This is a genomic window from Domibacillus sp. F004 (assembly GCF_057814295.1).
In genome coordinates this window covers 153,427-169,462 of record NZ_JBVATB010000006.1, presented here as the reverse complement: position 1 = coordinate 169,462, position 16,036 = coordinate 153,427, and the positions used below count along the sequence as shown (strand labels likewise).

Sequence of the window (16,036 nt, the reverse complement as noted above, 5' to 3'; positions counted from 1 at the left end):
GCCCCGCAAATATATTTTTCTTTTACAGTTGACAAAAACAACCATCACCAATATAGTTAATTACATAAGTAAATAACCAATTAACAAGAGAAGGAGGTTATCCATTGAGCGCAAAACTGGACGATTCAAAACCGATTTTCATTCAAATTGCTGAAGAGCTGGAAAGCGGGATTTTAAACAATACATTTCCCGAAGGCAGCCGCGTTCCATCCACAAATGAATTTGCAGCGCATTATCAAATCAATCCGGCAACCGCTGCCAAAGGCATTAATCGGCTTGTCGATGAAGGCATTTTATTTAAAAAAAGGGGGATTGGCATGTTTGTATCAGACGGAGCGAAAGAGCAAGTAGCTAGAAAACGAAAGAAACAGTTTTATGAGACCTACATCGTACCGCTTATTAATGAAGCAATTAAATTAGATATTTCTCAAGAAGAACTGGAATCGATGATTAAAAAAGGAGGACTTCCGTCATGAATGTTCATTTCGATAACGTGAGGAAAAAATTCGGATCACAGACAGCGTTAAGCAGTCTGTCTTTCACAATGAATGGCCCAAAAATTGTCGGACTGCTCGGCCGAAACGGAGCCGGCAAAACAACAGCTCTTAATATGATGGCCGGCTGCATTTTTCCGGATAATGGGTCAATTATTGTAAACGGAGCCTCACCGTTTGTACAGCCAAACAATGTCTGTTTGATCAATGAAAGCGGCAATTTCAAAAAAGATTTTACAATTAAAGAAACATTGAAGTCCGCCTCTCTCTTTTATCCAAATTGGAATCAAGAACGGGCAGAGGAACTTCTTGACCTCTTTCATTTAAAAAAAGCAAAAAAAGTAAAAAGCCTGTCCAAAGGAATGGAATCGGGGCTTGGCATTACAGTTGGACTGGCCAGTTATTCACCCGTGACAATTTTCGATGAACCATACATCGGACTCGATGCCGCTGCGCGCAGCCGTTTTTATGATTTACTCATAGAAGAATATGAACGCGGGCCGCGACTGTTTATCCTTTCCACCCACCTCATTGATGAAGCGGCAAAATTATTTGAAGAGGTGTTTATCGTTCACGATGGATCACTTCTTCTTCATGAAGATGTGGAAACATTACGTGCGATGAGCTTTTCGATTACTGGGACGAAAAAAGATGTGACAGAATATTTGAGTGGAAAAGCACCTCTACACCATAAAGAATTTGCCGGACGCGCGACAGCTTACGTATACGGCGCTAAATGGAACCGTGATGAAGCGGAACTGTACCGTCTTGACACAGATTCTATTCCGATTCAAGAACTAATGGTTCACTTAACCGATTCTCATACAGGGGGTAAATAATGATGAACAACGTAAAAGCGGTTATTCACTACGAATGGACCGGAACGAAAAAAGCAGCCAGTGGGTTCTGGATCATTCTTGCCAGCACGGTGCTGCTTTCCATTATCTTTGCTTATTCGTTTACGGAGGGCGAAGTGTATATGGGCGGCACATCGATTGCCGTATTCGTTTATTTGGCAATTACCGGGTTTATTGCCGTAAAAGATAGCTTGCCGTACTGTATTCGGCGTGGTGCCACTCGCAACCAGTTTTTAGCGGGCATTGGGCTTTCGTTTCTCATTACTTCAATTTTAATGGGCGTTATTCACACCATTTTAGTGGAACTGGCCATTTTAGCAGGAAACGTTTTAAATTTGAAAACTGTTCATTTTTTCAGATTATCCGATTTACTGTCCACGTCTCCTTCTCTTTTAACTGCCACTGTTGTGGACATATTGCTTTCTTTCTTTTTTCTCGCCACAGCATTTTTAATTGGAGTGATCTTCTTTCGATTCGGCAAAACGATTGGCCTTTCGTTTTTAGCTTTTTCCGGTTTAATGCTGATGATTCCTTCTATTCAAACAAAAATCGGATCATTTCTTTTTAGCAATTCCAGCAATGCCGTCTTGATGGATTTTGTTATTTTGTTTTTCATTGGTGTTATTTGTTTTTTCATTACGTGGCCGTTCATTCGAAAAACGTCGATTCACCCGTCTACACAGTGAAATTTGTTCTTGACTGAACCGATTCGACACGATATGATAATTTTAATTATTCATATAACTTAATAGCCTATTCTTATCAAGAGAAGCTGAGGGTACTGGCCCACGGACGCTTCAGCAACCAGCCGAAACAGGTCAGGTGCTAAATCCAGCAGACTGCTAAACTTAAGTCTGGAAGATGAGAAGGAACAGACAACACATACACGTTGAAAAGCCTTCTTGCATTTAGGAAGGCTTTTTTCAGTTCAAATATAGAGGGGACGTTTACAAAATGACATTACTCGATAAGCTCAAGACAGACGTGCTTACCGCTGACGGGGCGATGGGCACGCTTTTATATTCATATGGGATCGACTTTTGCTATGAAGAATTAAATACTGAAAAACCTGAAATCATTGAAAAAATTCATAAAGATTACATTGCAGCAGGTGCTGATGTGATTCAAACGAATACGTATGGAGCCAATGCGATTAAGCTTGCTCGTTACGGCATTGAAAACCGATCGCGGGAATTAAATGCCGCGGCAATCGAGATTGCAAAAAAGGCTGCTGCACCCGGTGGACAGTTCGTTCTCGGTACAATCGGAGGTATTCGCGGGATCCGCAAAAGCACCGCAACAAATGCGGAAATTATTGCCTCCGTTCGTGAACAAGCAGAAAGTCTCCTCTCTGGCGACCCTGATGGTATTTTATTTGAAACATATTACGATTTTGAAGAATTGTCTGAATCCGTAAAGGTTTTACGCGAAATGAGCGATGTTCCGATTATTGCTCAAGTTTCCATGCATGAGCCTGGTGTTTTGCAAAATGGATTATCCTTAAATGAGGCATTGCACCGTCTTGAAGGAATTGGCGCTGATGTTGTCGGAGTTAACTGTCGTCTCGGCCCTTTCCATACGATTCAAGCGTTTGAAGGCGTAACACTGCCTGAAAAAGCCTTCCTATCCGCGTATCCCAATGCAAGTCTTCTCGATGTGGAAGATGGCCGGATCGTTTATGAATCAGAAGCGGATTATTTTGGCCGTGCTGCTGTCCTTTTGAGAAATGAAGGCGTCCGGTTGATTGGCGGATGCTGCGGTACGACGCCGAAACATATAGAAGCAGCCAAAAAACGGCTGACCGGCCTTCCTCCTTTAATGGAGAAAAAGGTGAAAACGAAAAAACCGATTGTCATTCAAGAAGCAAAACCTAGTACAGACGTATCGATTTGTGACAAGGCGAAAACGGAGCGGACTGTGATCGTTGAACTTGATACACCTAAAACATTGCTCACAGAAAAATTCATTGAAGGTGCAAATAAATTGTATGACGCAGGTGTCGATGCCGTCACAATGGCGGACAACTCCCTTGCTTCCCCACGCATCAGCAATATGGCGATGGGTGCAACATTAAAATTTCAGCATGACGTCCGCTCACTTGTCCATATTACGTGTCGTGACCGCAATTTAATCGGGCTGCAGTCTCATCTAATGGGACTTGACGCACTCGGCCTTCATGACGTGCTTGCCATTACAGGTGATCCAACAAAGATAGGGGACTTCCCGGGTGCAGCAGATGTCTATGACGTATCAAGCCCTGAACTTATTCAGCTTATTAAACAGTTGAATAAAGGAATTTCATTTTCGGGTAAGCCGCTTAAAAAGAAAGCTAATTTTTCTGTCGCGGCAGCATTCAATCCAAACGTCCGTGTTCTTGAACGAGCCGTGAAAAGATTGGAGAAAAAAATTGAATGCGGTGCGGATTATTTTATTACACAGCCTGTATTTACGAAAGAAAAAATTGTCGACGTATATGAAGCGACAAAACATTTATCAACGCCTATATTCATCGGAATTATGCCATTAACTAGTATTCGCAATGCAGAATTTTTACACCATGAAGTGCCCGGTATTAAATTATCAGATGAGACACTGGAGAGAATGCGTGCATGCGGCGATGATCAAGAGCGTGCTGCTAGAGAAGGTATACAGATTGCGAAAGAACTGCTTGATACAGCAACACAAATTTTTAACGGAATATACATTATTACACCGTTTTTACGCTATGATATGTCTACAGAATTAATTCATTATATAAATGAACTGGATGCATTAAAAGAGAGAGGGATTGTTCATGCAGACTCATCAAATTGAGAAAGAACTTCAAAAGAGAATACTCCTAATTGATGGAGCAATGGGGACAATGCTTCAAAACGCCGATTTAACACCGGAAGATTTCGGAGGAGAAGATTACGACGGCTGTAACGAAAACTTGAATTTAACAAAACCCGACGTCATTGAACGTATTCACCGTGAATATTTAGATGCGGGTGCAGATATTATTGCGACCAATACATTTGGCGGGACTCCTGTCGTACTAAACGAATATGATCTTGGCCATAAAGCATATGAAATTAACTTGCGTGCTGTTGAAATTGCCCGCAAAGTGGCTAATGAATTTTCGACTCCAGAATGGCCGCGATTCGTTGCGGGCGCCATTGGACCAACAACAAAAACGTTATCGGTTACAGGAGGCATTACCTTTGACGAACTCGTCGATAACTTTGAATTACAAGCAAAAGCACTTATTGAAGGCGGTTCCGACTTAATTTTAATGGAAACAAGCCAAGACATGCTGAATGTGAAAGCCGGCACTCTTGGAATTAGACAGGCGTTTGAGGCAACAGGAAAAGAATTACCAGTCATGATTTCTGGCACAATTGAGCCGATGGGCACTACCCTTGCCGGACAAAATATTGAGGCATTCTACATTTCAATTGAACATATTAAACCATTGTCGGTCGGATTGAACTGCGCGACAGGTCCAGAGTTTATGACCGACCACATCCGTTCTCTTTCCGATTTGGCAACAAGCTATGTGAGTTGTTATCCGAACGCCGGTCTTCCGGATGAAGAAGGGAATTATCACGAGTCACCTGAATCATTATCCAAAAAGCTTGGAGCATTTGCCGATAAAGGCTGGTTAAATATTGTGGGCGGCTGCTGCGGCACGACACCGGAACATATTCGTGTCATGCGCGAAGTAGTAAAAGATAAAGCGCCGCGTACAACTCCTGAGAATCCTCATGGCCACGCCGTTTCCGGTATTGAGCCGCTTTTATATGATGATTCCATGCGTCCTCTTTTTATCGGTGAGCGTACAAATGTGATCGGTTCACGTAAATTTAAACGGTTGATTGTAGAGGGCAAATTTGAAGAAGCAGCTGAAATTGCCCGTGCACAAGTAAAAGGCGGCGCACACGTTATTGATATTTGTCTCGCAAACCCTGATCGTGAAGAACTAGAAGACATGACCGAATTCATGAAAGAAGTCGTAAAAAAAGTGAAAGTGCCGCTTGTCATTGACTCAACAGACGAAAAAGTCATTGAAGAAGCATTGAAATTTTCACAAGGGAAAGCCATTATTAACTCCATTAACTTAGAAGATGGCGAGGAACGGTTTGATGCTGTTATGCCGCTTGTAAAACAGTATGGAGCAGCTGTTGTTGTCGGTACAATCGATGAAACAGGGATGGCGGTTACACGAGAACGGAAACTCGAAATTGCCATTCGTTCACATGACTTGCTCGTTCATAAATGGGGACTTGCACCGGAAGATATCATTTTCGATCCACTCGTCTTCCCTGTCGGCACCGGTGATGAACAATATATCGGTTCTGCTGTTGAAACAATTGAAGGCATTCGTCTTATTAAAGAAAAATTGCCGAAATGTTTAACTGTTCTCGGTGTCAGTAACGTCTCATTCGGCCTTCCTCCTGTCGGCCGTGAAGTGTTGAATGCTGTGTATTTGTATCACTGTACACAGGCTGGACTTGACTATGCGATCGTCAACACGGAAAAACTGGAGCGTTACGCCTCCATTCCGGAAGCGGAAATTAAAATGGCGAACGACTTGTTGTTTACAACGACAGATGACACACTTGCAGACTTTACTAACTTTTATCGTGGCAAGAAAAAGGAAAAAAAAGAAGATGATATTCCTAAAACGGTACCCGAGCGATTAAGCTACTATGTTGTCGAAGGTACAAAAGAGGGCCTTCTTCCCGATCTTGAAGCAGCACGTGATCTGTACGACGAACCACTCGATATTATTAATGGACCGCTCATGAAAGGGATGGCCGAAGTTGGTCGTCTTTTCAATGACAATCAGCTAATCGTTGCCGAAGTACTCCAAAGCGCTGAAGTAATGAAAGCGTCAGTTTCCTACCTTGAGCAGTTTATGGAGAAAAAAGAAGATGATTCCGGTAAAGGAAAAGTCATTCTTGCTACTGTAAAAGGCGACGTGCATGATATCGGGAAAAACCTTGTCGATATTATTTTAAGTAACAACGGTTTCAAAGTCATTGATGTCGGAATTAAAGTAACGCCGGCAAAATTAATTGAGGTCATTCGAAAAGAAAAACCGGACATAATCGGATTATCTGGATTGCTCGTTAAATCAGCCCAGCAAATGGTCATCACCGCACAAGACTTTAAAGATGCTGATATTAACGTGCCCATTCTTGTTGGCGGTGCCGCATTGTCACGGCGATTCACTGAAACGAAAATTTCGCCTCAGTATGAAGGTCCCGTTCTTTACGCAAAAGATGCGATGGATGGTCTTGATCTTGCAAACCGGCTGCAAAACGCTGAACAAAAAGTGGGGCTTCTGCAGGATCTGGAAGATAAAAAAGAAAAACGGAAAGAAATTGAAGCATACCGTGATGAAAGGAAAGAACAGGCTATCGCTGTAGCACCGAAACCGGTCAAAACCGTTCGTGAAGATGTTCCGGTTCTTGTGCCGCGTGATACACGCCGCCGTGTTTTACCGAATTACTCCATCTCTCATTTAAAGCCGTATGTGAATATGCAGACGTTAATCGGGCATCATCTTGGTATGAAAGGCAACGTGAAAAATTTATTAGCCGAGCAAAATGAAAAAGCTGTCCATCTTCACGAAACAGTAACCGGCTTCTTAAACGACGGCGGTTTAAAAACAGCTGCCGTCTATCAATTCTTCCCTGCCCAGTCTCATGGAGATGATGTTATCATTTACGATCCAGCCGATTCAAAAACGGAAATTGAGCGGTTTACATTCCCGCGTCAAATGAAAGAACCATTTCTCTGCCTCTCTGACTATTTAAAATCAGTTGAAAGCGGTGAAATGGATTACGTTGGATTCTTCGTTGTAACTGCTGGATTTGGTGTTCGTAATAAAGCAATGAAACTTCGCGATGAAGGTAAATTTCTTGATAGCCATGCACTCCAATCAACTGCACTGGAGCTGGCTGAAGGTTTTGCGGAGCGCATCCATCAGGAAATGCGGGATCAGTGGGGCTTCCCCGATCCAATCGATTTTACTATGCGGGATCGATTCGCAGCCAAATATCAGGGTCAGCGTTTCTCATTCGGCTACCCTGCCTGTCCCAACCTTGAAGATCAAGAAAAATTATTCAGCTTGTTGAAACCTGAAGAAATCGGTGTCCTTTTAACAGAAGGCTACATGATGGAACCAGAAGCATCGGTATCAGCGATTGTCTTTGCTCATCCAGATGCACGTTATTTCAACGTTTAATAAAAAGAATCCCGCCGACGTGGCGGGATTCTTTTTTGTTATTGACAGCATCCTGAAAACAGATTAGCGATTTCTCACAGACACCTGTTCCTTTTTCTTTTCAAAAAACAATATTAACGCTGGCAGTAAGAGTCCTCGCACAAAAAAAGTATCAATCAAAATTCCTACGGCCACAATAAATCCGAAAACGAATAATATTTCTATCGGCTGTGTCATTAATACAGCGAACGTCGCGGCTAATATAACACCAGCGGATGAAATAACACCGCCTGTTTTCGTCACCGCAATTTCGACTGCTTTCTTCAATGGATGTTTCTCGCGTTCTTCCATGTAACGTGAAACGAGAATGATATTGTAGTCAATTCCTAGTGCCACTAAAAATACAAATGAATAAAGAGGAACACGCGTACTGATCGCCTCAATGTTGAATAGAAGATCAATTAAAAACAATCCAAGGCCGAGTGCCGATAAAAACGAAAGCACAATGGTTCCAACCATATAAAGAGGCATTTTCCATGAGCGCGTGAGTACAATAAGCATCACGAACAGCAGCATAATTTCAATTAACACAATAACTAGTAAATCACGGTTATTCAATTCACGATCATCTAGCTTTTCTGCTGTTTCGCCCGCAAAATACAATTTCCCCTCTACATTAGCTGCTTCCATTATCTTTGCTTCATTCTCACGTAAATTGGCGAGCGTATCGAGTGATGCTGCATCATACGGACTCGTTTCAAACGCAATGGTTATTTCATGCGCGTCTTCTGCTCCATTCGAGGCCAAAAGCCTTGCTGAAAGCACCCCATCCTGCCGGGCTAAAACATCTGTGACGGCAGCCGCATTATCGGTTCCTTCTACAATAACCGTTGTCGGCGACAAATCTCCTGCTGAAAATTTCTCATCAATTATGTTATATCCTATAAGTGATGGCATATCGTCTGGGAATGATTTTAACGTATCAAATTCATATTGGAGGTTGAATACATTCAATGATGAAATGATTAAAAATAATAAGACAATCCCACCTGACAATGCCGGCTTATTCGTGACAAATTGGCCAATACGGTGCCAAAGACCATTTTCTTTTTCCGTTTCCACTCCAGCTTTTGGTACTTTCGGCCAGAATGATCTTCTCCCAAACAATGTGAATAAGGCAGGCACAAGTGTAATAGAGGCAATCATAATGACACCCATTGCAGTGGCAAATAACGGCGCGAAACTTTGATAATCACGGATCACCGCAAAAAAGAGCATTAGCATAGCTGCAAGTACAGTACCACCTGAGAAAAAGACGGGCTCTCCTGTTTCACGCATTGCATATTTCATCGCATCGTATTTGCTTTCTTGATGTTTCAGCTCTTCTCTAAAACGGGCTAGTACAAATAAGGAGTAATCTGTGACGGCCGCAAATAACAAAATGGTCATAATCGATAAAGACTGGCTGCTCATTTCAAGTCCTGCTGCTCCGTAAAGACCTAGAATCCGGTCGGTCACCGCATAGACGAAACCAGAAGCTAAAAGAGGAATAACTGCTAATAGCGGCGAACGGTAAATGATGATTAAAAGGACTAAAATAAGACCAACCGTTGACAATATTAGTACAACATCCGCACGTGAAAATAAAGCAGTGGTATCCGTCGCGATAGCTGCAGGTCCTGTAATATACACCTCTTGACCGGATTCTTGAATCGCAATCGATGTCATAGCCTCAATGCGCGGTTCAAAATCACTGCTGTCGAATCCTTCTTGAAAAACAACCGGAATAGCTGCTGCAGAACGATCTTTCGAGAAAAATTCAGCTTGTGCAGGCGGCGGAAGCTGAGTAAATGGCACCGCACTTGTCAGTCCATCCACTTCTTTTTCAATCGCAGCGAGCGCCTTTGAAACGCCTTTCGCCTCTACCTTTCCTTTTTCACTATTAAAGACAATGATTGCAGGAACGCCGCCATCATCAGGGAAATACTCTTCTGCTTTTTTTGCTGCTTCAATCGATGCCGCATCTTCCGGCAAAGAATCAAATGAATTGGACTTGTATTCATTCGAACTCGGGGCTAATATGCTTAGCAGTCCAATAGCCAGAACCCAAACTGCTAGAACACTCCACATTCCTTTTTTTGTAGCGACCCAATCTGTTAATGGCCAGAATACTTTTTTCACCGCAGTCTCCTCCTAAAAAATAAGTACTACGTTCATTTAAATTTATTTTTGACACTTATGTCAAATTAAACGTGTAAAAAAGAGGCAGTATTATGCCCCGCTTCCTTCATACCATACTGTAAATAAATAGTCAGCCCACTCATGAGAAGGCAGATGTAATGTATTTGGCGTGTTAATCAGCTGAAAAAAAAGGCCTGCCATAAGCGAAACCGGCACATCAGATCGAATTGTCCCTTGTTTCTGTGCTCGATCAAACAATAAATCCAGCTGCCCGCGCAAATGTTTGAGCATAGCTAATACTTCCCCGACGTTTTGCGCCGCTTTTTTTGACTGTGACACATCTATTTTACGCGCATCACCTAGAAAATAATGAAGATCAGCCTCTTCCATGTATACTCGAAGCAACTGTTTAAGCGCTTCAATCGGATCTGTTTCATCTACTGTTCCCGTTTTAATAAGTGCTCTTACCATGGCTCTCTTCATGCATGCCGCGGCTATTTCTTCTTTATTGGCATAATATTGATAAATGGTGCTGCGCGTGCCTGGCAAATGACTGGCTAGCATCTTTAAATGGAAACCGCTATAACCATTTTGAACAATAAGCATTTCGGCCTTATCGAGCAGTTCCTCTTCTGTGTATATCCTTTTTCTTCCCACGGCGGGCTCCCCCTTTCATATTTGACTATCCATTCTTCTTTTTCGAACTTTTATTTTACCTACTCTTGCAATACGTTACAATTTCTGTTATTCTAAAAAAGAATTATTTTTGTTCGGTACGATAACTTTCCGTTTGAATGATTTGAGCAAGGATAGTAATACGATATGTGCATAACGCACGAGGAGGATATACAAATGGAACAAGGTAAAGTAAAATGGTTTAATGCAGAAAAAGGTTTTGGTTTTATCGAACGCGAAGCAGGAGACGACGTATTCGTTCATTTCTCTGCTATTCAAGGTGAAGGCTACAAATCACTAGACGAAGGCCAAGCAGTAACTTTCGAAGTTGAAGACGGCCAACGCGGACCGCAAGCAACTAACGTACAAAAAGCATAATTTAAACTAATATATATTCACAGATTCTCTTATGAGAGTCTGTTTTTTATTTCTTTAATACAGTAAGAATCCCCTGCTCAATAATTGAATAAGGGATTCATATGAAAGTGCATTACAAAATGATATGTTCGGTATAGCCTACCTTCTTCCTAAGGCCCGCGTTTCCTCACTTTTTATACACCCATTTTTCTGCGTGAATTACTTACCTTTTTTGTTTGCTGGCTTTTCATTTTTTTTGTTGTTTGTGCAGCGTGTCCTAATTGTCTGCCGCCTGCTGCCTGTGCTTTTTTCTCTTCAAGTTTTTGTTTCATTGCTTCTTGCAGCGTCATTTTCTTCTTCGGTGCTTCTGTTTCATTTTTCATATTCGATTCAGTCATAATAAAATCCTCCTTAGCATATTTGATGAGTACAGTATAACAATGATTATCGACGGTTTCCATCTTCAAATCATGATTCACCATCGCTGCACTTATATGATTTTGATATGGTACACTTCTAGTAGTATATATTCTTTTCGAGTATTGGAGTGAACATTACATTGGAAACGAAGAAATCATTGTCCATTTTATTTGCCGTCATGTTTCTCGTCATGGTCGGCTTTGGCATTATTATCCCCGTTTTGCCGTTTTACGCTGAGAATATCGGGGCTTCCCCTGCTCAGCTTGGCCTTCTTATGGCAGCATATTCGGTTATGCAACTTTTATTTGCACCTATGTGGGGGCGTCTGTCCGATCGTATCGGACGAAAACGAGTTATTCTAATTGGTATTTTTGGGCTTGCTATTTCCTTTTTCTTAATGGCGGCTTCTTCTGCACTTTGGATGCTATTTGCAGCAAGAATAATCGGAGGCTTTTTATCTTCTGCAAATATGCCGGCCGTTATGGCATATGTGGCGGACATCACCTTGCCAGAAGACCGTGGAAAAGGAATGGGCATCATTGGCGCAGCAATCGGGCTCGGCTTTATTTTCGGACCAGCAATCGGCGGAATTTTTTCAGAATCAAGTTTAGCTCTTCCTTTTTACCTTGCGGGTGGTTCCTCCCTTTTAACATTTTTAATCGTTTTATTTTTTCTAAAGGAATCATTGCCTATTGAACAAAGAGGGCAGCATAGTGCAAAAAAAACATCACTGAAGCAGGTATTTAATGGACCTATCTCGATTCTTTTGTTCCTTCAATTGTTTGTCTCCCTCTCTCTAGCCGGATTAGAAGCAACATTTGCGTATTATGCAGCACAAAAAGCGGAGATAGGGATCGTTGAACTCGGTTACATTTTCATGATTATGGGTCTCGCTGGTGCAATCGTGCAAGGGGGGCTTGTCGGCAGACTGACGAAGAAATACGGTGAAGGAATGACGATTCAGCTTGGTATCCTTATTTCAGCAATTGGATTCGGACTTATTTTATTCGTCAATAGCTTTACGACCGCCGCCTTTTTCCTTACAGTCTTTGGCATCGGAAACGGTTTCATCCGTCCAAGTGTCTCTGCGTTAATGACAAAAGTATCAACGGCTGGGCACGGCAGTGCAACTGGGATGCTTTCATCTTTTGATTCACTCGGAAGAATTATCGGCCCCCCTTTAGGCGGCTGGCTCTTCTCCCTCGCTATCGGTTTGCCGTATATACTCGGCATCATTTTATCCATCGCCGCTTTTGGCATGTATCGTTTCTATATGATACAAGCGAAATAAGACTTCCCTTCTGAGGAAGTCTTACTGCGGCGTTTTTTACATAAGCCTTGATAATAGCATTAACCTTTTTAAAAATAAATGACTTAAAATTCTTTTGTGCGGTGATAACAGTGTTTTACTTTTTTCTTCTTCTCGCCTTTTGCAGCTGTACGATCTCTTCTTTCATTTTAAATAAAGTATATATTAAAACATCGACAATGGCCGCTGTCATGACTTTAGGCATTATTACTGAAGGTGTCGTTTTGAATTTTTTTGGCCCTTCATTTTTTTATGGGGTTTATGGAAAATTACTTAGCGTTCTAGTCATCGGTTTGTGGATTTCTTTTTCATTTTCCTTGATCCTGACGTTTTTCCATAAAAAGTTTATAAACATTCATTACATCCATCCGATCAATAGATTTGGAATAGGAACATGGATAGCCGGCACTTCCATTTGCGGAACCATCCTCTATCAACAGCTTATAGAATGGACTTTTATCGCCCAATTCATTTCTTATGTTAATTTTGGTCTATGGATCATTTATATTAGTATATGTATAAGAGGGTTTTACGATATATATCACAATCAGCTATCCGAACGTATCCATGGGATTCTTCTTTTAACAACAGTCAGCACACAGTCCATCGTGATCTTATTGAATACCGTCTACCTTGGAATCCCAACAACTATGAATCTCTTCCTTTTAACATTAGGATTATGCTTTTATTTCCTTAGCAGCTTTTTCATATTAAAACGTTACAGTTCCCGTACGGTCTCCTGGTCAATGGAAGCAGATTGGAATAATACAAACTGTATTTTACATGGGGCATTGTCCATTACTGGTCTCGCAAGCATCGTTTCACATGCGGTGAGTAACCAAAGTGTTATCATTCTTTGGATTTTTGCAGCGTCTGCTTTCTTTATCGTTGAATCACTTGAGGTTTATCGACTTTTGAAACGTATTAAATGCTATGGACTTAAACAAGGTATCTTCATTTACGATGTCACACAATGGAGCCGTCTCTTTACTTTTGGCATGTTTTATACATTTACTTTTTTAATAGAGCCAAACTCATTATTGATTTCACTGATTCAGAACATGGTCATGATGATTGGAATATGGATCATTCTCATTCTATTTCTTATTGAATGTTTATTATGTTTACACTTTTTACTTAAAACATATAGGAAATCCCCCGCTCAACTCTAAAGAAGTAAGTGAACTTTAAGAAAAAAGACGGGGGTGTCCCTAGCCAGTTCAATTGTCACTGACTTTTTTAATTATCATAAACAGTTTCGATTCAGGCTAATTTTTGCATTTTTCAACATTCCAACTGCAAGACCTAACATCAATCCAAATCCAGTAACAATAAAGAACAATAAACCGATCTCTTCTTTTAAAACAACCATCTGCAAAATAGCACCCAGCAATGTACCCAATGTTAAACCAATAAACATGAACGCAGCATAATATAAACCGATTGCTTCCTCAACATTTGGTTCGAAATGATGCAACCATTTGGCATTGCTATCTAACAATGGATTTTCCGGGTTTTCAACGGCAAAAGTCCTTTTTGCCTTTTCAAAAGCATCGGTCTCGGATATACCATCCTCTACAACCAAATCCTGAATATAATCGGTCATATAGCTTATTAAATCTTCCTGTGCTTCTTGGTTTTTTTGCGATGTCCATTTAAATTTAGCTGCAGTCTTCTTCGCTTCTCCTAATGTTTTATTAGCATGTAGGACAAGTTTTTCAAAGTACGTTAGTTCCTCATTATCTGTTGCGTTTAACTCTGTATTTATCTTAACAAATTGGTTGATCTTTTTTTCTGTATCTTTATTTAAAGTCACGTTATTCAACTCCATCTAAAAATTGATCTATTAATTGTTTCATAAATAGCCATTCCTCTTTTTTATGGCTAAGGTACGCTCGTCCAGCATTCGTAAGATGATAATATTTCCTCCTTGCAGCTGCACTCCCTTCTTGCCAATAGCTTGTAACATACCCATTTTTCTCAAGACGTTTAAATGAGAGATATAACGTCCCTTCTTTTATTTCGAATGAATTCTGACTTTGTTTCTTAACTTCTCTGATCAAATCATAACCATACATATCATTATGGTAAAGCAAGCTTAATATAATTGTATCGATATATCCTCGTAATATTTCCTTATCAACTTTCAAGCCTTGCCCTCCTTTACCTATACATTACTTTAAAGAAAGGTATAAGAAAATTAATTTCTTTATCCTGTGTCTATGTTGAATTATTGCTTAACTAAACTCCCTCTATAAACATTGATGTATCAACGGTTTGCCCACTCGGTGTATTTGGTAAACTATTTTTTCATTTCACAAACAGGCCTATTATTATAGTCCAATCCGTATCTTAATCTATACATATACTAAAGAGAATAATAAAGGAGGTGAATATATATATGGGACATCATCGATATCATAGTTGTGAGTGCTGTGAGTATTGTGAGTGTTGTGAGTGTGTTTGTCCCCCTGGTCCCCCTGGACCGAGGGGTAAGCAAGGACCTCAGGGGGAACAAGGTGAGCAAGGACCTCGAGGACTGCGCGGCGAGCAAGGGATTCAAGGTGAGCAAGGGATTCAAGGCGAGCAAGGCGAGCAAGGGATTCAAGGTGAGCAAGGGATTCAAGGCGAGCAAGGTGAGCAAGGGATTCAAGGCGAGCAAGGTGAGCAAGGGATTCAAGGCGAGCAAGGTGAGCAAGGGATTCAAGGCGAGCAAGGTGAGCAAGGGATTCAAGGCGAGCAAGGTGAGCAAGGGATCCAAGGCGAGCAAGGGATTCAAGGTGAGCAAGGGATCCAAGGCGAGCAAGGGATCCAAGGCGAGCAAGGGATTCAAGGTGAGCAAGGCGAGCAAGGGATTCAAGGCGAGCAAGGGATTCAAGGCGAACAAGGGATTCAAGGCGAGCAAGGGATCCAAGGTGAGCAAGGGATTCAAGGCGAGCAAGGGATCCAAGGTGAGCAAGGACCTCCTGGAATAGGTGAAGTTGAACTCGTGTTCACGATACAAGATGTTTTTAATAAAGGTAGTTTCGACCCAACTAACGAACTCTATAAATATCCTGCTACTAACGATCATGGAAGAGTGGTGGGATATCCTATAAAAAGAAATTCTGAGGATGTCATTGACATTCAATTTAAGGTTCCCAACTCATATACTGCAGGTACGCCAATGTTAGTACAGGTACACTTCTTCCTCATGCGACAAAACGGTACTGGAGGTACAGTAAACCTTAGAGTAAGAGCCGACTTCAAATCGAACGGACAAGACCTTGGAATGTATGAAGTATCAGCACAAAATTCTGGTGTAGTAACCGCACCACCCAATGCTTCAACGGTTAGACATTTCCGAATCGATATTAATTTAATGCCTACAACTCAAGCACAACCAGGAGACTGGGCATACTTTACTATAGATCGTACAGGAGCTACAGATACGTATGGCTCTGATATCTTTTTTGGAGCGGCATCAGTTATATACACAACTTAATAAATCCTTATTATACAGTTGATAAATAGAGGCTGGTTCTGATCC

At 41.3% G+C, this 16,036-nt stretch carries 14 protein-coding genes and 1 riboswitch; of the genes, 9 read left to right on the top strand and 5 right to left on the bottom strand.

Annotated features, from left to right (window positions below):
* Positions 1-104 precede the first annotated feature (104 nt).
* The 5 genes from ACZYRN_RS15300 (at position 105) to metH (ending at position 7,586) form a co-directional block, all read left to right on the top strand.
* Positions 105-476 carry a GntR family transcriptional regulator gene (locus ACZYRN_RS15300; RefSeq protein WP_488912494.1) on the top strand — a complete coding sequence of 124 codons (372 nt, stop codon included), beginning with the start codon at positions 105-107 and terminating at the stop codon, positions 474-476.
* Positions 473-1,333: an ABC transporter ATP-binding protein gene (locus ACZYRN_RS15295; RefSeq protein ID WP_488912493.1), complete on the top strand. Its 861-nt coding sequence runs from the start codon at positions 473-475 to the stop codon at positions 1,331-1,333. The genes ACZYRN_RS15300 and ACZYRN_RS15295 overlap by 4 nt, the downstream gene beginning before the upstream one ends.
* 2 nt (positions 1,334-1,335) lie before the next feature.
* Positions 1,336-2,037: a hypothetical protein gene (locus ACZYRN_RS15290; RefSeq protein ID WP_488912492.1), complete on the top strand. Its 702-nt coding sequence runs from the start codon at positions 1,336-1,338 to the stop codon at positions 2,035-2,037.
* Positions 2,038-2,107: 70 nt separating this feature from the next.
* Positions 2,108-2,219: riboswitch (SAM riboswitch) on the top strand.
* A gap of 86 nt (positions 2,220-2,305) precedes the next feature.
* A complete protein-coding gene (locus ACZYRN_RS15285; RefSeq protein ID WP_488912490.1) occupies positions 2,306-4,165 on the top strand; it encodes a bifunctional homocysteine S-methyltransferase/methylenetetrahydrofolate reductase in 1,860 nt (619 codons plus the stop codon).
* On the top strand, positions 4,146-7,586 hold the full coding sequence (metH, locus tag ACZYRN_RS15280; protein WP_488912488.1) for a methionine synthase: 3,441 nt from the start codon (positions 4,146-4,148) through the stop codon (positions 7,584-7,586). Before ACZYRN_RS15285 ends, metH begins: the two co-directional genes overlap by 20 nt.
* A gap of 63 nt (positions 7,587-7,649) precedes the next feature.
* Here the strand turns inward: metH and ACZYRN_RS15275 are convergent, their stop codons facing one another.
* A complete protein-coding gene (locus ACZYRN_RS15275; protein ID WP_488912486.1) occupies positions 7,650-9,746 on the bottom strand; it encodes an MMPL family transporter in 2,097 nt (698 codons plus the stop codon).
* A 90-nt stretch (positions 9,747-9,836) separates the two neighbouring features.
* A complete protein-coding gene (locus ACZYRN_RS15270; protein WP_488912485.1) occupies positions 9,837-10,403 on the bottom strand; it encodes a TetR/AcrR family transcriptional regulator in 567 nt (188 codons plus the stop codon).
* A gap of 195 nt (positions 10,404-10,598) precedes the next feature.
* Between ACZYRN_RS15270 and ACZYRN_RS15265 the strand changes: the two genes are divergently transcribed.
* Complete coding sequence (locus ACZYRN_RS15265; protein ID WP_018395637.1) at positions 10,599-10,799, top strand: cold-shock protein; 201 nt, start codon at positions 10,599-10,601, stop codon at positions 10,797-10,799.
* A gap of 173 nt (positions 10,800-10,972) precedes the next feature.
* Here ACZYRN_RS15265 and ACZYRN_RS15260 read toward each other — a convergent pair whose 3' ends face one another.
* The gene (locus ACZYRN_RS15260) at positions 10,973-11,176 is read right to left on the bottom strand and encodes a hypothetical protein (RefSeq protein WP_488912484.1); all 204 of its coding nucleotides are present in this window, start codon (positions 11,174-11,176) and stop codon (positions 10,973-10,975) included.
* 161 nt (positions 11,177-11,337) lie between these two features.
* Here ACZYRN_RS15260 and ACZYRN_RS15255 point away from each other — a divergent pair, with 161 nt between their 5' ends.
* Together ACZYRN_RS15255 and ACZYRN_RS15250 are read left to right on the top strand one after the other, a co-directional pair.
* Entirely contained in the window at positions 11,338-12,489 is a 1,152-nt protein-coding gene (locus ACZYRN_RS15255; RefSeq protein ID WP_488912483.1) for an MFS transporter, read from the top strand.
* A 110-nt stretch (positions 12,490-12,599) separates the two neighbouring features.
* A complete protein-coding gene (locus ACZYRN_RS15250; RefSeq protein ID WP_488912482.1) occupies positions 12,600-13,679 on the top strand; it encodes a TDT family transporter in 1,080 nt (359 codons plus the stop codon).
* Between the two features lie 74 nt (positions 13,680-13,753).
* Here the strand turns inward: ACZYRN_RS15250 and ACZYRN_RS15245 are convergent, their stop codons facing one another.
* Both ACZYRN_RS15245 and ACZYRN_RS15240 read right to left on the bottom strand, forming a co-directional pair.
* Positions 13,754-14,323 (bottom strand): hypothetical protein, encoded by a 570-nt coding sequence (locus tag ACZYRN_RS15245; RefSeq protein WP_488912481.1) that lies wholly within the window; start codon positions 14,321-14,323, stop codon positions 13,754-13,756.
* A 1-nt stretch (position 14,324) separates the two neighbouring features.
* A complete protein-coding gene (locus tag ACZYRN_RS15240) occupies positions 14,325-14,657 on the bottom strand; it encodes a PadR family transcriptional regulator (RefSeq protein WP_488912480.1) in 333 nt (110 codons plus the stop codon).
* Between the two features lie 251 nt (positions 14,658-14,908).
* On the opposite strand from ACZYRN_RS15240, the gene ACZYRN_RS15235 reads away from it, so the two are divergent.
* A complete protein-coding gene (locus tag ACZYRN_RS15235) occupies positions 14,909-15,991 on the top strand; it encodes a hypothetical protein (RefSeq protein WP_488912479.1) in 1,083 nt (360 codons plus the stop codon).
* Positions 15,992-16,036: the final 45 nt, after the last annotated feature.